Source organism: Ruegeria sp. N10 (genome assembly GCF_056531545.1).
Genome location: NZ_JBQFLY010000009.1, coordinates 78,036 through 98,879, shown reverse-complemented (window position 1 = coordinate 98,879; position 20,844 = coordinate 78,036). Strand labels below are relative to the sequence as shown.

At 57.5% G+C, this 20,844-nt stretch carries 23 protein-coding genes; 19 read left to right on the top strand and 4 right to left on the bottom strand.

The window, feature by feature from the left end:
* Positions 1–39: 39 nt before the first annotated feature.
* Positions 40–135 carry an isopropylmalate isomerase gene (locus ACR0JI_RS13470; RefSeq protein WP_245220657.1) on the bottom strand — a complete coding sequence of 32 codons (96 nt, stop codon included), beginning with the start codon at positions 133–135 and terminating at the stop codon, positions 40–42.
* Between the two features lie 115 nt (positions 136–250).
* Between ACR0JI_RS13470 and ACR0JI_RS13465 the strand changes: the two genes are divergently transcribed.
* The 4 genes from ACR0JI_RS13465 to ACR0JI_RS13450 all read left to right on the top strand — a co-directional run bounded on the left by ACR0JI_RS13465 (position 251) and on the right by ACR0JI_RS13450 (position 3,129).
* A complete protein-coding gene (locus ACR0JI_RS13465; RefSeq protein ID WP_480474701.1) occupies positions 251–1,603 on the top strand; it encodes a mechanosensitive ion channel family protein in 1,353 nt (450 codons plus the stop codon).
* A gap of 164 nt (positions 1,604–1,767) precedes the next feature.
* Positions 1,768–2,127 (top strand): ribosome silencing factor, encoded by a 360-nt coding sequence (gene rsfS, locus ACR0JI_RS13460; RefSeq protein WP_209599225.1) that lies wholly within the window; start codon positions 1,768–1,770, stop codon positions 2,125–2,127.
* 44 nt (positions 2,128–2,171) lie between these two features.
* The gene (gene rlmH, locus ACR0JI_RS13455) at positions 2,172–2,642 is read left to right on the top strand and encodes a 23S rRNA (pseudouridine(1915)-N(3))-methyltransferase RlmH (RefSeq protein ID WP_480474703.1); all 471 of its coding nucleotides are present in this window, start codon (positions 2,172–2,174) and stop codon (positions 2,640–2,642) included.
* 1 nt (position 2,643) lies between these two features.
* On the top strand, positions 2,644–3,129 hold the full coding sequence (locus tag ACR0JI_RS13450; protein WP_480474704.1) for a flavodoxin family protein: 486 nt from the start codon (positions 2,644–2,646) through the stop codon (positions 3,127–3,129).
* Positions 3,130–3,132: 3 nt separating this feature from the next.
* Here ACR0JI_RS13450 and ACR0JI_RS13445 read toward each other — a convergent pair whose 3' ends face one another.
* Together ACR0JI_RS13445 and ACR0JI_RS13440 are read right to left on the bottom strand one after the other, a co-directional pair.
* Positions 3,133–3,480 (bottom strand): hypothetical protein, encoded by a 348-nt coding sequence (locus ACR0JI_RS13445; protein WP_480476876.1) that lies wholly within the window; start codon positions 3,478–3,480, stop codon positions 3,133–3,135.
* A gap of 35 nt (positions 3,481–3,515) precedes the next feature.
* Positions 3,516–4,226 (bottom strand): DUF599 domain-containing protein, encoded by a 711-nt coding sequence (locus ACR0JI_RS13440; protein ID WP_480476878.1) that lies wholly within the window; start codon positions 4,224–4,226, stop codon positions 3,516–3,518.
* 80 nt (positions 4,227–4,306) lie between these two features.
* Between ACR0JI_RS13440 and ACR0JI_RS13435 the strand changes: the two genes are divergently transcribed.
* The 7 genes from ACR0JI_RS13435 (at position 4,307) to ACR0JI_RS13405 (ending at position 11,625) form a co-directional block, all read left to right on the top strand.
* On the top strand, positions 4,307–5,746 hold the full coding sequence (locus ACR0JI_RS13435) for an FAD-linked oxidase C-terminal domain-containing protein (protein WP_480494513.1): 1,440 nt from the start codon (positions 4,307–4,309) through the stop codon (positions 5,744–5,746).
* 49 nt (positions 5,747–5,795) lie between these two features.
* Positions 5,796–6,896, top strand: coding sequence for a glycolate oxidase subunit GlcE (gene glcE / locus ACR0JI_RS13430; RefSeq protein ID WP_480474706.1), 1,101 nt, complete (start codon positions 5,796–5,798; stop codon positions 6,894–6,896).
* Positions 6,897–6,900: 4 nt separating this feature from the next.
* A complete protein-coding gene (gene glcF, locus ACR0JI_RS13425) occupies positions 6,901–8,214 on the top strand; it encodes a glycolate oxidase subunit GlcF (protein ID WP_480474707.1) in 1,314 nt (437 codons plus the stop codon).
* Between the two features lie 120 nt (positions 8,215–8,334).
* Complete coding sequence (locus tag ACR0JI_RS13420; RefSeq protein ID WP_480494515.1) at positions 8,335–9,126, top strand: trypsin-like serine peptidase; 792 nt, start codon at positions 8,335–8,337, stop codon at positions 9,124–9,126.
* A complete protein-coding gene (locus tag ACR0JI_RS13415; RefSeq protein WP_480494517.1) occupies positions 9,123–9,938 on the top strand; it encodes a trypsin-like serine peptidase in 816 nt (271 codons plus the stop codon). Before ACR0JI_RS13420 ends, ACR0JI_RS13415 begins: the two co-directional genes overlap by 4 nt.
* A gap of 122 nt (positions 9,939–10,060) precedes the next feature.
* A complete protein-coding gene (locus tag ACR0JI_RS13410) occupies positions 10,061–10,528 on the top strand; it encodes an Hsp20 family protein (RefSeq protein ID WP_209599221.1) in 468 nt (155 codons plus the stop codon).
* Between the two features lie 170 nt (positions 10,529–10,698).
* Positions 10,699–11,625, top strand: coding sequence for a DMT family transporter (locus tag ACR0JI_RS13405; RefSeq protein ID WP_480494519.1), 927 nt, complete (start codon positions 10,699–10,701; stop codon positions 11,623–11,625).
* A 168-nt stretch (positions 11,626–11,793) separates the two neighbouring features.
* Here ACR0JI_RS13405 and ACR0JI_RS13400 read toward each other — a convergent pair whose 3' ends face one another.
* Positions 11,794–13,269 (bottom strand): NAD-dependent succinate-semialdehyde dehydrogenase, encoded by a 1,476-nt coding sequence (locus ACR0JI_RS13400; RefSeq protein WP_480474715.1) that lies wholly within the window; start codon positions 13,267–13,269, stop codon positions 11,794–11,796.
* Between the two features lie 286 nt (positions 13,270–13,555).
* On the opposite strand from ACR0JI_RS13400, the gene ACR0JI_RS13395 reads away from it, so the two are divergent.
* The 8 genes from ACR0JI_RS13395 (at position 13,556) to ACR0JI_RS13360 (ending at position 20,801) form a co-directional block, all read left to right on the top strand.
* Entirely contained in the window at positions 13,556–14,638 is a 1,083-nt protein-coding gene (locus ACR0JI_RS13395) for a hypothetical protein (RefSeq protein WP_480494521.1), read from the top strand.
* A gap of 14 nt (positions 14,639–14,652) precedes the next feature.
* A complete protein-coding gene (locus ACR0JI_RS13390; RefSeq protein WP_480474719.1) occupies positions 14,653–14,955 on the top strand; it encodes a hypothetical protein in 303 nt (100 codons plus the stop codon).
* Positions 14,955–16,076 (top strand): hypothetical protein, encoded by a 1,122-nt coding sequence (locus tag ACR0JI_RS13385; RefSeq protein ID WP_480474721.1) that lies wholly within the window; start codon positions 14,955–14,957, stop codon positions 16,074–16,076. Before ACR0JI_RS13390 ends, ACR0JI_RS13385 begins: the two co-directional genes overlap by 1 nt.
* Before the next feature lie 55 nt (positions 16,077–16,131).
* Complete coding sequence (locus ACR0JI_RS13380) at positions 16,132–18,063, top strand: AAA family ATPase (RefSeq protein ID WP_480494523.1); 1,932 nt, start codon at positions 16,132–16,134, stop codon at positions 18,061–18,063.
* Entirely contained in the window at positions 18,060–18,392 is a 333-nt protein-coding gene (locus tag ACR0JI_RS13375) for a hypothetical protein (protein WP_480494526.1), read from the top strand. The genes ACR0JI_RS13380 and ACR0JI_RS13375 overlap by 4 nt, the downstream gene beginning before the upstream one ends.
* Positions 18,393–18,540: 148 nt before the next feature.
* Entirely contained in the window at positions 18,541–19,878 is a 1,338-nt protein-coding gene (locus tag ACR0JI_RS13370; RefSeq protein WP_480494527.1) for a DUF6638 family protein, read from the top strand.
* 1 nt (position 19,879) lies between these two features.
* Positions 19,880–20,146 carry a hypothetical protein gene (locus tag ACR0JI_RS13365; protein WP_480474728.1) on the top strand — a complete coding sequence of 89 codons (267 nt, stop codon included), beginning with the start codon at positions 19,880–19,882 and terminating at the stop codon, positions 20,144–20,146.
* A 10-nt stretch (positions 20,147–20,156) separates the two neighbouring features.
* Positions 20,157–20,801, top strand: a complete 645-nt coding sequence (locus tag ACR0JI_RS13360; protein ID WP_480474730.1) for a DUF1523 family protein — start codon at positions 20,157–20,159, stop codon at positions 20,799–20,801.
* Positions 20,802–20,844 lie beyond the last annotated feature (43 nt).

Below are 20,844 nucleotides of genomic sequence, written 5' to 3'. Positions count from 1 at the left end.
CCTCTCCCGTATGTAATGAGAAATAGCTGGCGAGTTGGCTCAGGCGACGGATAGGCGCGCCAGAACCGTGCGGGCAGCGCCAAAGAACCGTTCACGCAAGCGCGCGCGATCTTCCAGATTCTGAAGTTGGGCCACATTGAGTCTCATGCGGTTCAGATATACCGCGCCCTTCCGGCAATCAAGGTTCAAAACCGGTGTCAGGCTTGCATCACCCCGCATTGCTGTTCAAGCTGGCCCGCAGGAGACGTGCATGAACCAAGACCTGATCCCAAGTACGCTGACTGACCTCTATAACAACATGGTTGCGGCTTTTTCCGCGCAATTTGCAAAGCTGCTTGATCTGATCGTCACGCCGGGCTGGCGACAATATCAACTGCTCATCATCCTGTTGCTGTGGGCGCTGGCTTTGCTGATGAAATTCCTGACCCAGTCTAGATGGGATGCCTGGGCCCGTTCACGCACGGGATGGCCGAAATGGCGGCTCCGGGTTCTGGTACAGTTGATGCGGCGGTTGGCGCTGGTCTATTTCATCCTGCTTTCGTGGGCATTGTATCTGATCATGCAGCAGCTCACCTGGCCGTCGCGCAGCTATATCATCGGGGTGATAGCTACGCTGGCGGCGGCATGGCTGGCAATAGCACTGGTCGCGAGGCTGGTCCAAAACCGCACGCTTCGCCGGATTTTCAAGTGGGCAATGTGGATCTACGCAACGCTAGTCGCACTGAATCTGACGGATGACGTCGCGGGTTTTCTTGACGGAGTGGCGATTTCCATCGGGGATCTGCATATTTCGGCCCTTGGTATTCTCAAAGCCACATTGCTGATTGGTATCCTGCTGACACTGGCCCGTATCGGCACGCGCGCGGCCGAACGCGCATTGCAAAGCAATGACGACATAACCCCGTCCATGCAGGTGCTATTGTCAAAAGGCGTACAGGTTCTGCTTTACGGGGCGGTCTTTATGGCTGCGATCCGAACGTTGGGGTTCGACCTGACCGGCATCGCGCTTTTGTCTGGCGCCATCGGCGTGGGTATCGGGTTCGGTTTGCAAAAAGTGGTGTCGAACTTGATATCGGGGATCATCATCCTGATGGACCGCTCGATCAAGCCGGGCGACGTAATCTCGTTGGGGGACACGTTCGGTTGGATCAATGCGCTGGGCGCGCGATACGTGTCGGTCGTAACACGGGACGGGCGCGAATACCTTATCCCAAACGAAGATCTGATTACCAACCAGGTGGTGAACTGGTCTCATTCCGACCGGTTCGTAAGGTTGGATCTGGATTTTGGTACCAGCTATGACGACGATCCGCATAAAGTGCGCGCGACGGCAATCAGGGCGGTGAAGGCGGTTGCCCGGGTCCTGAGCGGCGGCAAACATGAACCGGTTTGCCACATCACCGGATTTGGTGACAGCAGCGTGGACTATGTGCTGAGGTTCTGGATCAGCGACCCGACAAAGGGGCTGACCAATATCCGGGGCAACGTCTATCTGGCGCTCTGGGACGCATTTAAGGAAGAAGGTATCTCGATCCCCTTCCCGCAGCGCGAAGTCCGGCTGTTGTCGGACGGCGCAACTGCGCAACAGATCATCACAGAGTAAGCGTCTGTGTACGCCCTGCAGCGTGCATTCATTGAAATGTTGCATTCCCCTTGCTACCTTATTAGTACCCCGGCGCCGGGGTTTCACGGCGCGCAGCAAAGGAGGACTATGTCCTGTCTCTACATACACAGGCGGGTTTGCCCGCCGATGATGGGGTCAACATAATGGCCCACTCTCAGTCAATCAGCGACAAGCTGCTTGAACGAATCCTTTCCTCACTTTCCGATGACAAGGCCGAAGACGTCGTGCAGATCAACCTGCAGGGCAAATCATCGGTTGCGGATCACATGGTGATTGCCTCGGGTCGGTCGACCCGTCAGGTTTCGGCCATGGCGGAAAAGCTGACGGATCGCATCAAGCAGGAATTCGGTTTCACCTCGAAGGTCGAAGGCAAGGACACCGGCGACTGGGTGCTGATCGATACGGGCGACGTCATCGTCCATATCTTCCGCCCCGAAGTGCGTGAATTCTATCAGCTGGAAAAGATGTGGCTGCCTCAGGGCGGCAGCGCCTCGGCGAACTGAGGCGCCATCCCGGCCTGCATTAACAGGCCGGAGGCGAGAGAGATATGCGTATCAGCATAGTTGCGGTCGGGCGATTGCGCGCCGGACCCGAGAAGACACTGCTTGACGATTACCAGACACGATTTGACCGGACCGGCCGTGCGCTGGGCCTTGGGCCTGCGCAGGTGATCGAGGTTGAAGACAAGAAAAACGCAGGCATGGCAGCCGAGGCCGCGCTGCTGCGCAAGGCCCTACCCAAAGGGGCAGTGTTGTGCACGCTGGATGAACGGGGGCGGGTCATGTCCTCGCCCGATTTCGCGAAGAAGCTGGGTGATTGGCGCGACGCGGGCCGGCAGGACCTGGCATTTGTTATCGGTGGCGCGGATGGAATCGACCCAGTTCTGCGGGCCGAGGCGGATTTTTCCATTTCATTCGGGTCGATGGTCTGGCCCCATATGCTGGTCCGTGTGATGCTGGCCGAGCAACTTTACCGGGCCGCGACCATTCTGTCAGGTGGCCCCTACCACCGGGTCTGACATGGCGCAGCTTCTGATCGTTTATCACTCTCGCACAGGCGGTGCCCGGCAGATGGCCGAAGCGGCGGCCGAAGCAGCGCGAGGTGAGGCTGACACAAAGCTTATTCCAGCCAATCAAGCCGGGCCGGAAGATCTGCTGGCTGCCGATGGCTACATCTTTTGCGCGCCAGAAAATCTGGCGGCAATTTCGGGTCTGATGAAGGAATTCTTCGACCGCTGCTACTACCCGGTGCTGGGAAGACTAGAAGGCCGACCCTATGTGCAGATGATTTGCGCAGGATCAGATGGCGAAAACGCCGCCCGTCAGATCGCACGGATAGCCACCGGTTGGCGATTGAAAGCTGTTCAGCCTCCGCTGATCATTTGCACCCATGCGCAATCGCCCGAGGCCATATTGGCCGAAAAGACAATCCCGCAAGACCAGCTGGATCAATGCCGCGAGACAGGAGCCGCTTTGGGTGCGGGTCTGGCCATAGGTATTTTCTGAGGGTCAATCCAGTTTGACAACCGTGGTGCCTCCATTCCATCCATCGACGATGCACCGTGCCTGAATTTGCACCTGGTTCTGGCCTTTTGGAATGACCACCCCACCCAAAGAGCGGGTAAAGGGTTGTTCGGTTTCGTGTGGATGGACCAGCACGCGCATTCCCAATTCGTTTCCATCCATATCCTGAACACGCCAGCCGTCGGCGTAATGATCCCAACCCGTATCGGAATGCCGGATCGTTACATCGAACCGCCATGTATCGCCGTTCGCACTAGTGCGGACCTGCTCGATTGTTGGCGGGTCGGCAAGGGCAGGGCTGGCCATTAAGGCACAGAGAATAAAGTATCGCATCGCACCAGTGTAGCCAGTGAGGTAGCGCATCGGTATCACGTATCCGTGCTGGCGGCTCGGGCCATCAGTATTTCCCGGGAATGTGAGGCGAACTCGCGCCGATACAAGACGCCAAACGTGACCGCTGTGCCCAAAATGAGCGCGACAGGTCCAAGAAACCACGCCAGCGATGCCAATGCAAAATAGGTGGCGCGCAGGCCTCGGTTGAAGCTGCGCGCTGCGGTGACACAGATCTCGGCCGCCTGACCGGCGCGGGGATAGGTTTGCGGGTCTTCGGGGTCATTGGGAACTGCAGCCATCAACACGGCGCAATACCCGAAAAGGCGGTGCGCCCACACATATTTCAGAAATGCGTTGGCCAGCAGCAATACGACGAAAAGGATCTTGATCTCCCAGACCATTGCCGGAACACTGCCGATGGCAAGGTCGATTGCGACGCCTGCCAGTCTTTCAGTGTTGCCCAGCAGGGCCAGCCCGCCCCCGATGGCAATCATCGTGGTCGACGCGAAAAATGTACTGCCCTGCCGCATGGCCGCCACGACTTGCGCGTCGAACATGCGCGGTTGGCGGGTCACCATCTCGCGCATCCAGTCGCGCCGGTAATCGTCCATCATGAGGGCTACGGATTGTCTCTGCGGCGACGGATGTTCGATTTTCCACCCGATCCACAGCCACGCACCCAGCAGCAGAAGCAGTGATGCATAGTCCAAAGGGGCAAAAAGAGCGGCGCGTTCGATCCAGGTCATGGCCGCGACAGTAAGGCCGGGCATGGGAACTTGCCATAGTAAGAAATTGGTAATATTATTTTACCAAAAGGAGTGATGCCATGGAGATGCCAAAGCCAAGCCCGGATGTTCTGAGCCGGAAATCTGCGCTTGTTGCGCGGCTGTCGCGGGTTCTGCCCGAAGATGCGATCATCCATGACCCCGCCGAAACCCGCGCTTACGAGTGTGACGCTTTGACAGCCTATAAATGCCCGCCGATGCTGGCCGTGCTGCCGTCAAGCACACAGCAGGTTTCGGACGTTCTGCGCATTTGTCATGACGAAAACGTGCCTGTGGTGCCGCGCGGCGCGGGCACTTCATTGGCCGGTGGAGCCTTGCCCACGGCGGATTGCGTCATTCTGGGCGTCGCACGGATGAATGAGGTGTTGGAAATCGACTACGACAACCGCTTCATCAGAGTACAGACGGGTCGCACCAATCTGAGCGTTACCGGCGCGGTCGAAGAGGAGGATTTCTTCTACGCCCCTGATCCGTCTTCGCAGCTGGCCTGTGCCATTGCTGGCAATATCGCGATGAACTCGGGCGGTGCGCATTGCCTCAAATATGGGGTGACAACAAACAACCTGTTGGGCGTGACCATGGTCATGATGGACGGCAGCGTTGTCGAAATCGGTGGTGCGCATCTGGATGCACCAGGTCTGGATCTGTTGGGCGTCATCTGTGGGTCCGAAGGTCAACTGGGTGTGGTGACCGAGGCCACGCTGCGTATTCTTCGCAAGCCCGAGGGCGCACGACCGGTCCTGATGGGTTTTAATGACAATGAGGTTGCGGGGCAGTGTGTCTCGGACATCATCCAATCGGGCATATTGCCGGTCGCGATCGAGTTCATGGATACATTGTGCATCAGGGCCTGCGAAAACTTTGCCCATGCCGGGTATCCCGATTGCAACGCGCTGCTGATCGTCGAAGTGGAGGGGTCTGACGCTGAAATAGATTTTCAGCTTTCGAAAATCATCGAGATAGCAAAACGCCATGACCCGGTTGAATTGCGCGAAAGCCAGTCGGCTGAGGAAAGCGCTAAGATCTGGTTGGGTCGGAAATCTGCATTCGGTGCCATGGGACAATTGAACGATTATATGTGTCTGGATGGCACGATCCCGGTGTCAGCCCTACCAACCGTTCTGCGTCGCATCGGAGAGCTGAGTGAGGAGTTTGGGTTGCCGGTCGGAAATGTGTTCCACGCGGGCGACGGAAATATGCATCCGCTGATCTTGTTCGATGCCAACAAACCCGGCGATCTGGAAAAATGCGAAGCTTTTGGGGCAGAGATTCTGAAGCTGTGTGTTGACGAGGGTGGCTGTCTGACTGGGGAACATGGTGTGGGGATCGAAAAGCGGGATCTGATGTCTCATCAATATTCACCTGCCGACCTTGAGGCGCAGATGGCGGTTAAGGACGTTTTCGATCCTAAATGGCTGCTGAACGCGGCCAAAGTGTTTCCGCTCGACGTGTCGGAGCCGCGGCGTATGGCTGCAGAATAAGGGGGCGCTGCCCCCTTGCCCCCGGAGTATTTTGGAAAAGATGAAGCCAATGAGACCTGAGACTGAGGCCGATCTGGCAAAGCTGGTGGCCGGGTTGGAAAACCCTGTACGCATTGTCGGAGGCGGGACGCGTGGAATTTTCGGTCCGCATGCAGAAATCGAAACCGGAGCTTTGCGCGGTATCACGCTATATGAACCCGGGGCGCTGACCCTTGTTGCACGGGCAGGGACGCCTTTGGCCGAGATCACGGCGGCGCTGGAAGCAGAGGGCCAGCACCTCGCATTTGAGCCGATGGACCATCGCGGTTTGCTGGGAACACAGGGTGAACCGACCATTGGCGGTGTCGTCGCGGCCAATATTTCGGGCCCGCGACGGATTCAGGCCGGGGCCTGCCGGGATTTTCTGCTGGGGGTGCGCTATGTCGATGGGCGCGGGCAGGTGATCAAGAACGGTGGCCGCGTGATGAAGAACGTCACCGGGTACGATCTGGTCAAATTGATGGGCGGGTCCTGGGGTACTTTAGGGGTTTTGACCGAGGTCTCGCTGAAGGTGCTGCCCAAACCGGAACGGGCGGCAACATTATCTGTTGCGGTTCGGGATGCTGGAACTGCGGTTCGGGTGTTGTCCGCTGCACTGAGATCGCCGTTCGAGATAACCGGGGCTGCGTATGATCCCGACGCCGGGAAAGCCCTGCTTAGGGTCGAAGGCTTCACGGATGCGGTCGCATATCGTACAGGCAGGTTGACGGCTGAACTGTCCCGGTTTGGTGAGATTTCAGAGGAAGCGGATGCAGACACGCTTTGGGCTGGTATCCGCGATGCTCATCCGTTTCAGGGGCAGGACGGGGATGTCTGGCGGCTTTCAGTTAAACCCGGAGATGCGGCCGAAGTTTCAGCGCGTGCTGAAGCGGATCAGTTGCTTTTTGACTGGGGCGGCGGGCTTGTCTGGCTGCGCGTCCCGAAAGGTACGGATCTGCGCGTGCGGCTTGGAGTGTTTTCCGGCCACGCGACACTTGTGCGAGCGGATGCAAAAACGGTCGCGCGACTGGGGCGCTTTCAACCGGAGAACGCGGCCGTCTCGACCCTGACAAAGGGATTGCGCGCGAAGTTTGACCCACGTGGTTTGTTTAATCCGGGGCTGATGGGATAGGTTTATGCAGACATCATTCACAGAACGGCAGTTGCAAGACCCGGCAACTAAACGCGCGAACGAAATTCTGCGAAATTGCGTCCATTGTGGATTCTGCACGGCAACATGTCCGACCTATCAGGTTCTTGGCGACGAGTTGGACAGCCCGCGCGGGCGCATCTATCTGATCAAGGATATGCTCGAAAACGAGCGGCAGCCCGATGAAAAGACGGTCAAACATATCGACCGGTGCCTGTCCTGCCTGGCTTGCATGACCACTTGCCCATCAGGTGTGCACTACATGCATCTGGTCGATCACGCGCGTGAATATATCGAGGCGAATTACAAGCGCCCTTTGACGGATCGCATTTTGCGTTGGGTTCTGGCGCGGATCCTGCCCTATCCGATGCGCTTTCGCTGGGCCTTGATCGGGGCTAAACTGGGTCGCCCGTTCCGGTTCTTGATGCCAGATGCCCGGTTGCGTGCCATGCTGGACATGGCGCCAATGAACATTCCACCGGTCAGCCGCAACGATGATCCACAAAACTTTGCGCCCGAAGGCGAGCGGAAAAAGCGGGTGGCCCTGATGACGGGATGCGCGCAGAAAGCGCTGAATACCGACATTAATGACGCCACGATCCGTCTGCTGACCCGGCTTGGATGTGAGGTTGTGGTGGCTGAGGGTGCTGGATGTTGTGGAGCACTGACCCATCACATGGGCAAGGTGAAAGACAGCCATGCAGCCGCAATCGCCAATATCAGGGCCTGGATTCGCGAGATGGACGGCGACGGATTGGACGCCATCGTGATCAATACCTCGGGCTGTGGGACGACGGTCAAGGATTACGGGCATATGTTCCGGAACGACACGCTCTCGGATGATGCTGCGCGGGTCTCGGGTATTGCGATGGATATCAGTGAGCTGGTTATGCAACTGAATTTGCCCGAAGGGCGTGATCAGGACCTTACTGTTGCGTATCACGCAGCCTGTTCACTGCAACATGGGCAGAAGATCAAGACCTATCCCAAAGACCTGCTGAAACGTGCCGGGTTCAAAGTGGTCGAGCCCGCCGACAGCCATTTGTGCTGCGGTAGTGCAGGGACTTACAACCTCATGCAGCCGGAAATCTCGGGTCAGTTGAAGCAGCGTAAAATAAAGACACTGGAGGTCAAGAAACCCGACATCATCGCCGCAGGCAATATCGGCTGCATGATACAGATCGGGTCCGGCACCCAAGTTCCAGTCGTTCATACGGTCGAGCTGCTGGATTGGGCGACAGGGGGGCCAAAGCCACCCGCCTTGCAACGGGCAGGAGATTCTGTTCCTATTTTGCGATAAGCCACTCTGATGCCGCCCCGCATCATTTCCTCAGGAAATTCACCTGGGGTCCGATCGCCCTATTTTTGCCCAACGTGACACGTAGGACAAAAGCTTCAGAGTGAGTCCCCGGAGATCCGAGTGCGCAAATGGATTAAGGCGATTGTGCTTTGTGCTTTGCCGATGGCGGCTACAGCACAGGACACCAGGCTGGAAAGCCTGGAGACCTCGGATTCCGGGCGCGAATGGATGGCTGTCGGGCGTCTGGATATTGCCGGAAAAGGGTTTTGCACCGGAACGCTTGTGTCGCCGACCCTTGTGCTGACAGCTGCGCACTGCCTGTTCGACAAGGTGTCCGGGCAGCGGGTGAACCCGTCCGATATCGAATTTCTGGCTGGGTGGCGGCTGGGCCGCGCTCTGGCTTATCGAACGGCAAGACAAGCTGTAATTCACCCGGATTATCAATTCAGTGCCGAGTCGTCGACGGACCGTGTCGGCGCGGATGTCGCCCTGATCGAGCTTTGGCAGCCGATCCGCAACACATCGGTCATTCCGTTTGAATCAGGAGATCAGCCCCGCCGGGGTGCGGAGGTGGGTGTGGTGTCATATGCGCATGACCGGTCGGAAGCACCTTCGTTGCAACAGGTTTGTTCGGTCATGAACCGGCAGGCAGGCGTTATGATCATGTCCTGCGACGTCGATTTCGGATCTTCAGGGGCACCGGTTTTTTCCTTTACAGGCGCGCGCCCTCAAATCGTGTCGGTTGTGGCGGCAAAGGCCAGCATGGATGGCCAGAGCGTTGCGATCGGCACTGCGGTTGAACATTCGCTGCAACTGCTGCGCGACGAGCTGTCTGCCGGGCACGGATTTGGATTGTCGACCTCCGGTTCGGGGACGGGCAAGAACGTCGGTGCAAGGTTTGTCCGACCATGACCAAGGTCTTCATAAGCCTGCTTTTGGGCCTGAGTGTTCTGGCGACCGCATCCCATGCGCAAGCCAACAAACGCAAGCTGACAGACCGGGACGACCTTTACGGTTGGGAAGCAATCGGGCGGCTGGATGTGCGCGAAGCGTCCTATTGCACAGGTACGCTGATCGCGCAGGACATGGTGCTGACCGCTGCCCATTGTGCTGTGGACCGTCGTACCGGGGAAACATACGCGCCCGAAGACATCACGTTTCGTGCGGGTCTGAGCAACGGCAGCGCGTTGGCCGAGCGTCAGGTCACGCAGATTGCCGTTTTGCCCGGCTACGCTTCAAATAACCCGCTTTCGCACGAAGGCGTTCGGATGGATGTCGCCCTGATGCGGTTGAATGAGCCCATCCCGTATTCGATTGCCGATCCTTTCGTGTTGCACAGCGGGCGAGTTTCAGGAAACGAGATCAGCATAGCCTCGTATGGGCGCGGACGATCCGAGGCGATCACGCGGGAAAGGTCGTGCCGCGTTTTGGATCGCAGGCAAGGCCTGATCACTTTTGATTGCGACGTCACTTTCGGGTCTTCCGGATCCGCCATTCTGGCAAAAAACGGATCGCGCTGGCAGGTTTTGTCCGTGGTTTCAGCGGTTGGCACGAACGGTCGCAGAAAGGTGGGGTTCGGCATGGAGCTTGACGAGGTCGTGGCCGAGCTCAAGTCCATCATGCGGCGCGATGCGCCAAAACCAACGGCTAAGATCCGCCGGTTACAGGCTGGGTCCGGTGCGTCCGGGTCTGGCGCGAAATTCATCAGCTCCGGCGGGGGTTGAACTCGGTCAAATCGCTTCCCATGTCACTGATATCGGATCGCCACAACGGGGTCCGTTATCAACATTGGTCCGTCCAGCCGGAGGGCCAGATCGTGAATCGCTCAAGACTGAGGATATGACACATGCGTACATTTGATTTTGCACCGCTGCACCGCGCCACCATTGGCTTTGACCAGATCGCCGACATGATGGATCGCGTTCTGACCAATGATGTGGCACAGCCAAGCTATCCGCCTTACAACATCGAAAAAACCGATGTCGACACCTACCGTATCTCGGTGGCCGTTGCCGGTTTTTCGGAAAGCGACCTGTCCGTTGAAGTGAAAGAAAACTCGCTGGTTGTTGCCGGTAAGAAGGCATCCGAGGACAAGAGCCGCAGCTATCTGCATCGCGGCATCGCAACCCGCGCGTTCGAGCGTCGCTTTGCTCTGGCCGATCATGTCCGTGTCACCGGCGCAAGCCATGAAAACGGAATGCTGAACATCGACCTGAAGCGCGAAGTGCCCGAGGCCCTGAAACCGCGCCGGATCGAAATTACCTCGGCTAAAGCCATCGAAAAAGACGTGGTTGACGCCAAGGCCGTGAACTGAGGCTTTGAAAGCCTGGCGGCAGTCTCCTCCTCCCGGACTGCCGCAACACCCGCGCCCCGCGTTCCTCCAGACGCGGGGCGTTGTTTTTTGATGTCAGCGCCTATGCTCATCAATGCGTCGGCCCGGTAAACTCGGCTACACTCATCGCGAACCTGTGCTAGAACTTGCAGATGTCGACGACATCCACGCAGACCAGACCGGCTATTCCGCAACCGCTTGCGGTTGTTGGCGTTCTTTTTGCTTCAATCTGTTTCGGGCTTGTTCCCTATTTCAGCAGGGGGCTGACTGAGCAGGGCGTTGCACCTTTCGCGGTCGCATTCTATCGCTACATCGTTCCAGCGGTTTTGTTACTGCCAGTGCTCATCGTACACCGAAAAGCCTGGCGCGAGATTTGTTGGGGTCTTGCGGTCGGAGTGGTGATGGGGCTTGGCTGGATTGGATATGTCACAACCTTAAAGACACTGCCCGCATCGACGGTGGGCGTGCTCTATATGACATATCCGGTTTTCACGTTGATCATTGCGTGGGCTTTGTTCGCCGATACTCCCACAAGGCGTGCGATTCTTGCTTCTGGTCTCATAATTCTGGCTGCCATCATAGCAGGCTCGCCAGCATCCGTTCCGTTCGAGCACATTCCTACGCTTTTAATCTCGCTGGCTGCGCCATTTGGTTTTGGCTTCGGGATTTCTGTTCTGGTCCACAGGTTGTCCCGAATTGCGCCACTTGCACGTATCGCCTCGGTGTCGCTGGGATCGGTTCTTGGGCTTTTGCCTTTGATGCTGAGTGCAGACGTTTCCACGCTGCTTCCTGACGGTCAATCCGATTGGGTTCTGATCATTGGAATTGGATTGGTCACGGCGCTTGTGCCGCAGCTTGTCTACACGATCTGTTCGCCGCTGATCGGCGCTTCTCAAACTGCAGTTGTCGGAAGCATTGAATTGCCCACGATGTTTGCAGTCGGGTTCTTTGCGTTTGGAGAAGCAATCACTACTGCGCAAGCCATAGCCTGTGCTTTGGTTTTAGGAGCGATTGCAATCACCAGAAGTCGGGTGACGCGCACCGTAACGACCGTGATAGCCAAAGAGGAGAAGACGTAAGTTTGGGATCGGATCGGGCCTATAGAAAAGTCCCCACGAAGCTTGCCCGCAGGGAATTCATGTTTGGTGAAATAAGCTCATTGCCCAGCCGTCAATGATCCGATTGACCAGAACAACGCCTCGCCCGTGGGCAGAATGGCCACCGCCCCAAGGCGATGGCCCCCCAGATCAGACCGACATGCAGACGTATTTCATCTCAAGATAGTCTTCCATGCCGTGATGGCTGCCTTCTCGGCCCAGACCAGATTGCTTGACGCCGCCGAACGGGCCCAACTCGGTCGAGATGATGCCGGTGTTCACGCCGACAATGCCATATTCCAGCGCCTCGGCCACTTTGTAGACGCGGCTCAGATCCTTAGCATAGAAATACGAGGCTAGGCCAAAGATCGTGTCATTCGCCATTGCGATCACGTCATCTTCATTCTCGAACTTGAACAGCGGTGCCAGCGGGCCAAAGGTTTCATCCTGCGCCACCATCATGTCCTGAGTCACGCCGGTCACAATGGTCGGCTGAAAGAACGTACCGCCCAGACCGTGAGGCAATCCGCCGGTCAGAACGGTGCCGCCCTTGTCCGTGACATCCCTGATATGCTCTTCCACCTTGGCGACCGCATCGGCATTGATCAGCGGGCCGGTTGTGGTGCCCTCAGTCAGACCGTCGCCGATTTTCAGGGCTTCAACTGCCGCTTTCAGTTTGGCAGCGAACGCGTCGTAAACACCGGCCTGTACATAGATGCGGTTGGCGCAGACACAGGTCTGGCCGTTATTGCGGAATTTGCACAGCATCGCGCCTTCGACGGCTGCATCCAGATCGGCGTCATCAAACACGATAAAGGGTGCATTGCCGCCCAGTTCCATCGAGCATTTCATGACCTGATCAGCAGCTTGCCGCAGCAGGATACGCCCCACCTCGGTCGAGCCGGTAAAGGTCAACTTGCGCACACCGGGGTTTTCGCAGAACTCCTTGCCGATCTCGCTGGCCTGGGATGAAGGCACCACGTTGAAGACACCAGCTGGCACGCCGGCTTGTTCCGCAAGAAGCGCCAGAACCAGCGCGGACAGTGGTGTTTCTGCCGCCGGGCGGGCAACAAAGGCACACCCCGCCGCCAGCGCCGGCCCTGCCTTGCGCGTGATCATGGCGTTTGGAAAGTTCCAGGGTGTGATCGAAGCCGCCACACCAATGGGCTGTTTCAGCACCATGATCCGCTTGTCGCGCTGATGTCCCGGGATGGTCTCGCCATACACTCGCTTGGCTTCTTCACCGAAAAACTCGATGAAGGACGCGCCATAGCCGATTTCGCCGATGGCCTCAGCCAGCGGTTTACCCTGTTCTGCGGTCAGGATCTTGCCCAGATCTTCGGCGTTCTCCATCATCAGGTCGAACCAGCGCCGCAGGATCACGGCACGTTCCTTGCCGGTCAGCTTGGCCCATTCCTTTTGCGCGGCTTCGGCCTGTGCGATTGCTCCGGCAACCTGCGCGCGGCTGACATCGGCCACTTTGGCCACCACATCGCCCCGGGCCGGGTTGGTCACGTCGAACGTTCCGTTGTCACCATCCACCCACTGACCGCCGATATAGGCTTTGGTTACAAGCAGGCCTGGGTTCTTCAGAATTGATTTTAGATCAGTCGTTGCGTCCAGCATGTCATTCTCCGCGCAGAAATTGAGTTGGCGCACCCAATCAGGTGTTGAAGGCTTTGTCTATGGCCACTGATACAGGTCGATCAGCCCAGTTTTGATCAAATTATTTTCGGACCTAATCGTTGCAGCATAGTCGCAGCGTTGAGTTCTACGTCAGGTTGCGATCACGCGGCTTTTCTTTCCACCCCAAGTTTGCCAGAGTTTGCGTGATTTTTGGACTCAAGGGGATGTAAATGACCGTAACATTTCCTATCTTATTGGGTAATTAAAGAAAAAAAGGACAGCAGAGATGTCGAACCAGCAATTCGAAGCGCTCATCAAAGAAACGCAAACGAAAGTGCGCGAAAGCCAGTCGCAGATTGAGGGGCTGACCTCGCGCATCGAAGCGGCGCGGGCCAAGATTGGAACGGCCGAGGCCGATATCGACATCGAAAATGCCACGCTCGAGGATGTTCACGCCCACACTGAGGTGATGAACGCCAACATCGCCGAGCTGATCATGGGTCTGGACGATGTTACCAACGCGTTTTCCAAGGATTTCGACGAGATGCGCTCGAAAACCGGGTGGGAATCGTTTGTTGGCATCTTTTCCAAGGGTAAATCCGAGTCGCTGCGGCAAGAGCGGATGCGCACGGCCAATATCGACGACAAATTGCAGGACCTGATCGCCAAATCCGATGTGATCGTGAAGCTGCTGCAAGGGCAGCTGACCGTGCTGGAAGAGCAACGTGTAAAGGTCGAAGACAACCTGACAGACACGCTGGACGATCGCGAGGCAACCGTGGCCGAACTGGAAGCGCTGCGGGCCGAGATTCAGGGCATGGACCCGGCGATTATCACGCTGGAGAACAAGATCAGTGTCGAACAGGACGCCGCCGCGCGGACCCGGCTGGAAACGCAGCTGGCCGAGCTGAACAAGCAATACAACGCCAAGGTTCAGGAAGAGCAGGTCAAGTTGGCCAAGTCTCAGACACTGGAGCGTTATATCGAAAAGGGTAAAACTTGGGTCGATTCACTCCAGAACCAGGCGGCGACACAGATGGTGCTGATCAACAAGCTGCAAACAGACACGCAGCAGCGCGTGGTGCTGTATGACGCCCTGACAAAATCGCTGAAAACCGCGCAGCAGCAGGATGTGGCCCATCGCATCAACGAGATCGGTGTGCAAACCGACCAGGAGGCTCAGACGGCAATGGCTGCTATTGGTACCGCGACCAACCAGAAAATGGCCGACATGCTTGAGGCGCATGAGGACCACATGGTCTTTGCCCGCGACGTGCTGGAGAAAAAGGCCAAGGCGGATGAGCGGTTCGCGCGCCGATTTGCCTCGATTGTCGAGAAGCATGATAAGAATTTGTATGGGGGCTCTTGAAGGGCGCAGTCGCAATGAAAGACAGCGGCAAAGGCACCTCCTACCGACCAACGCGCAAGGATATCGAGCTACCCGATTGGGTTGAGACCGCGATGATCATGCGATGGTTCGCAATCGGCATTGGTGTCGTACTCTACTGGATCACTGAGTCTATTTGGTTTCCAATATTGGGCTTTGCTGTGTTCATTGCTGTAGGGCACGTGGTTTATCGTCTCTATCGGAAAGAGGATCCGGTTTCTGCTGAAATCGCCTTTCACAACGAGGCAGATGGGTTTCATTCAGGGGATGCCGATGGTGATGGAGACGGTGGAGACTAATGGTGAATGACGCCACCCAAGACCATGTCGGCCTGACCGACACCTTCGCCTCGCGCCGCTATTTCCGCAAATTCGAGGTGATCACCGTCCACCTCCTGCGCGTGGCGGCAACGATGGAGGCCGAGGGCGCGATCTCGAAGCAAGAGGTGCGGATTGTGTCGCGTTACCTTTCGGGGTTGCTCTACACCTTTCGCGCGCTCAGCATGAAATACCTGCTGGTCGGGCGCGATACGGGGCGGTTCTTTGGCAGCCTTGCAATGGACAAGCGCGACAGCGGGTTTCCGGTGGCGGCCGAGTTGCTGACCATGGCCAATGACGCGCAGCAGGCGCAGGTGCATCTGGCGAATATGCCCTCGGAAGATGACCTGAAAACCGACATGGTCCGCACGATCATCGGTGACCGGGAAATCCCCACCAAACTGCAATTTGCGCTGTCTCAACGGCTCTACTACGAAGAGTTGCTGAAGGGTCAGCTGTTCTGGGCCCGCAACGATCCTGAGTGCCACTGGATCGGGAATGTAGGCGAACGGCGCAAGTTCATGATCCACTGGGCGGTCTATGACAGCCAGATCAACCTGCCCGTCATCTATCTGATGCAGCTGGAGGACACAGGCAAAACCGCCCTGCCCAAGGATCAACGCCGCTGGCCCGAAGTGCAGGCGCATCTGATGGCGCAATCCTTGGGCGGGCTGAAACTGGTGACGATCGCCAAGGGCTTTGATCAGGATTTCAACGACCTGCACCCCAAACACCTGCGCCGCATTCATGTGGGTCCGATGTATTCTTCGGCCTTTACCGAACAATCCGGCCCCTTGCGGCAGGTGCTGGAGGATGCGCAATCTCCGCAAGGTCAGGATTGGGCGCTGGCCTGGACTACCGAAGAGTTGCACAGCGAAGAGGTCATCGAGGAACGCGCTGGCTGGTTTTCAACTGTCGAGCGCGAGGTTTTTGCGCTGGATCCTTTCGGCGGGCAGGGGGCCGAGACGGGAGCCACCCGCACCCAACGGTCAATCATCCTGCCACAGCGCCCGTTTCAGGTGCTGGCCGAACGCAACCCGCCGGGATTTGCAGATGTGCGCAAGTTCGTCGTCAGCAATGCGGGGCAGGTTTTGAGGTACTAATTTTCGCCTTCGGCGAGAGTATTTTTGAAAAGATGAAGCAAGGGCGGTTTTTTAGATGAGTTTGACGTCAGATCAGATGGAATTGCGCGAAGACGATATTCGCAAGCATTATCCGGCAGCGACCGCTTTGCTGAATGGGTTCGAACATGCGCCGCGGATCGCCAAAGCCGTGGAAACCACCGTTGAACGCTCGCCGGGCGTGTCAACCGGTCGCCGGTTTCGCTCGACGACACCGGGGTTGGTGACACACCGGACCGTGCGCGCAGACGGGGTGCATCTGGTTGAGAGGATCGAAGCCTCGGACGATGGTGATGCCTTGGTTTCGCCGCCGCAAGCGACTGCACAACAGGTGATCCGCCGCGCCGTCGCAATCGCTCTGGCCGTGGCGGACACTTATGCGGAACAAACCCCGCTTGCCGATCTGAAACGTGCCAACCTGGCCGGGGATCTGCCCGCCGCGCGGAAGACCGAGTTTTCGGAGGTACTGACAGCCGAAGCGTTGATCACGTTACACACGTTCGGCAATGCGCTGGCCTATCTGTTGTCCTCGCATCTGGGTGAGACCACGGTTGATATTGGTGATATCGAAGAGGTCCTGACCGACAACGGCCAACTTGCCCTGCACGGCGCGTTGTGGGAGCTGGACCGGACGCTGGCCAAATACGCCTCGGACGATGCCCATCTGATTGCGGCCACCAGTGCCTATGCCGAACAACTGATGGAGAAGTCAGCCCTGCGCGCAGGGTCCGCAGGTCATCTGGCCCCGTTCCAGAATGCGGCCTGGCATATTGAGGCGGATGATCTGACGATACGGGGGTTCGAGCCCGCTTCAAAGGCAAAATCCACCACCTTGACCATGACGTTCAAGAAGCCGAACGAAGTGGTCGGCAACCATATCGCCAAGTATCAGGCGATGAAGCTGGCCAAGATGGTGATGGCCTATGATTTCGACCGCCGCCTGAACCCTTTTGCCGAACTTGGCGGGTTCATCTTTACCTTCATGGGTGACGGCAAACCGGGCACCGGCAAGACCACACTGATCCAGATGATGGCCGGGCTGATCAACGAGTATTGCCAGAACGCGGGCTATCCGTTCCGCTATCAGAACCTGAGCACCGACAATATCGACAGTTATCAGGGCAAATCCGGCCAGAACGCCAAGGCCTTTATCAACACGATCATCGACCCCTCGGTCATCGGGTTCGGCACCATCGACGATATCGACCAGCTCGCGGGCAAGCGCGGCGACCGGCAGTCGTCAGCCGGGCAGCTGGAGATTACCGCCGTGCTAATGGAGAGCTTTGCCGGTGCCAATACCGTCGTGCGCGGCAACTGTACCTTTGGCATGTTCTCGAACTACCCCGAGAATGTGGACGACGCCCTGCGCCAGCGGGCGGGCGCCCGGTTTCTGGTGGACGGGCCGCAGACGCGCGAGGATTACATCGACATCCTGCACCTGCTGATGGGTCGCAACCACGACATCCCGCTGGGCGAACACGAGGCTTACGCCGCGCAGGAAATCAAAAAGGCCGTCGCCGCCAGTTTCGAAAGCCATTCCCGCCCGCATGAGGATGCTTTGTTGCAGGTCTATGACCGGGTCTCGGGCGTGATCGGTCAGATGGACACAATCGCCAAGCTGGGCACCTACCTCAAGGCGATCCAGCAGGCGGATGAGCGCTTTACCGGTCGCGCGATCAAGAACATCACCGACGCAGTCAAGGTGCGCGCGATGGATTTTGAACTGCCCGATGAATGGATGGAAAACCCCGACCTGTTCCTGTTCCGCGACTACGACACCAAGAAAGCCATGATTGAGGACCTGCGCCAGCCGATCACGGTGGACATGGTGATGCAAGAGATCAACCGCTACGCCGACAGCGAGTTCCGCTATGCCGACAAGAGCGACGAGGTCGCGATTGAGAGTGCCGTGCGTGAGATGGGCCGGATGGAAGAGGCCAAGCGGCGGTATCTGGAGGGGAAGGGGTGACTTATTTGATCGCTATAGGTCTACCTCTACTGCTGAGCACGGTGGGTGTTATTCCAATAGCGTTCCGAGCCTATCGAACGGCTCGTGCGGTTAAAGTCAATGGAAAGGAATGGCTTCTTCCATTCTTAGCCTATGGTGCGGCTTGCGCCATTCTCGCAATTCTTGCCGGCTATACTTTGATGGCTGTTTTTGTCGACCGATTTGCCGTGGACCATGGCAATGCAAATCCCGCAGATGTTATAGTTTGTTTTCAGCTACAGTTCTGGTTGATTGCTGTACCACTTGGTTTCGCGACCATTTTTGCATTTGCAAAAGGACTGCGAGCATGAGTTTCGTATTCATAGAGTACAGGTTTCCGCTAGGTTGCAATATCGCGGCGCAGCCGCGACGCGCCCGACCCGCCCCCCAGGGCGGGCGCGTTCCGCACCCACCCTCGAGCCGGGCGCATCGCTACCGTTGCGCAGGAAGGCAATCGCCATGATCCGCCTCATCGAAAAAGGCCTGATGTTCGGCAACCTCGTCCACATCTCCAGCCCGGCCTTAGTCGAGAGGTATAACCGCGCGCTGCAGCATCTGGCGGGCAAGACCACTCAGCTTTCGGATTTTCATGTGGATATCTCGGGCTATTCGCCGGAGGTGGGGATTGAGTTGGAGGACGAGCTCTACCTCAACCCCAACGGGGTCAACCGGCAGTTCATCCTGCTGACGACCGAGCAGAAACGCGCGCCTTTGCTGAACGTCAAGTTCTCGACCTCTCGCGATATCCTGCGCGAATTCATTGAGATGAACGAGGCGCAGCTGTTCGCCCTGACCGCCACCGATGCGGTGGCCGGAGAGCTGGTGAACTCGGTCTTCAAACTTAGCAGTCCCCGCGATCTGTTTAATCTGCGCAAGATCGAGATTGAGGCCGACACCGCAGGCGGCACCTTGCGCAAGGCGCAGCAGCTGGCGGGCATGGTCGAACAATTCAAAACCGCCGAGGACGCCTGGTTCGACGATGTGCTGATCGCGAAGATGATAGAAACGGCCAAGGAAACCGGCGACGTCACGCGCAACCCCGTCCATCTGCGCCACACGGATTTTGAGCAACGCAATTTCTGGACGGCGCATTTCGGCGGGCTGTACCTGTTCCCGGATCTGGACCACCCGGCGGCGATCTGCATGGGCGAAAAGCCTGACGATTTGCCGATCAAATACGTTTTTGACCCGTCGCAGCGGAACCAGATTGCAAAGTTTCTGGATTACAATGATCTGGTTGAACCTATCGTCAAAGCGCGCGGCGTAGACGCCGCTGCGATCCTGCAGCAGAAGATGGATTTTCTGACTGTCGACGCGGCGGCGGATGCGGATGTCGACCTGACCGGGCTGGACCGAAGCGATATGCGGCGGTTGGCGCGCAATCACTCGGATCGCTTGCCCGAAGCCTATCACGGCCTTGCGCAACTGCTGCGCTGGGCAAGCGATGGGGGGCCGTGGCCGCGTATCACGTCGGATCATCCGGCTTATTTCTACACTTTGCGCGCCGCTGACACGCCGAACCGTGATCTGGTGAATATGCTGTTGGCCGAATTGGCCCCGCTGGATCCACGCCAGATGTTCATCTGCCACAAAGAGCTGTTCTATAACACCTATTCCAGATGGCCCGAGAGCAAGAAAGCCTATGTTGCCGACTTCCTCGCGCGCGAGTATCAGGTGGACAAGCAAGGGGCCCGTGCCGCGCTGTTCGGCCATGAGCCGGACATGAGCGGCGAAGACCGGGTCAGCGATGACATAATCGCGCGGGTCGGTCCGTGGGGTTCGGTAAGGAAAGGCTGAGATGTTCGGGTTATTGCGCCTTTTGCTGATCTTGTTGGTGATCCAAACGATCGCCTATGTCGCGCTGTCTTTCTACTCGCGCGGGATACGCCGTCGTAAACTGGAAAGCTGGTGGGACGAGAAGGGCAAGTCGGGCAACAAGGACGCTTTTGTCGAACGCGGATTGCATGTGTATGACAATTCGTTCCGGCGCAAACTGATCCTGGGTGTCTATATTGTGCCATGGGTGGCGATTGGCGCGCTGATCTACATCGTGAATTACATGTGAGGGTTTAGGCATGGCCTACGTAAAATGGGCGTTCATCATCATTTTCTGGGGAATGATCGCTGCGGTCCTGCAATACTCGCTTCCGCAACACGACGTTGTGCGTATCGTAAACACCTACGAAGAGCGGCAGGATCTGAACGACTGGACACGGATTTTCTGGTCTGAACCCGAAGACCAGTCCACCAGCCTGTCCAACCGGGATGTGCAATTCATTCAGGCCGTGCGCGAAAATGGCAAGCCGATCGTGTACCGAAACGAAGACACCGGGTGGGGGTGGCCACCCTACTTCAAGTTCGACACGGCGAACCTTTACACCGAAGCCAATGATGCGAAATCGACCAAGGAAAACCCGAAATGGGTGGTCGTGACCCATTACGGGTGGCGCAACGAGTTCATGTCGATCTTTCCCAACGCCATTTTCATCAAACATGTGGAAGGGCCGGATGCGCAGGTCATTCCCTGGTTCAACATCATTTTCCTGACAATTTTTGCCGCGCTGGTCTGGGCGGTTTGGGTGCGCTGGCGCAGGTTCCGGAAGGCCCGAATTGATCCGATGATTGAGAATGTGGAAGACGGCTTTTATGCTGCCGGCGACGCGATTGAAGAACGCCGAAACAGATTTCAGCGCTGGCTGGACAGCTGGAAGTCGAAATAGGCCTTAACGTCGCGGGCATGTTCTCAGCACGCCCGTTGGGCCA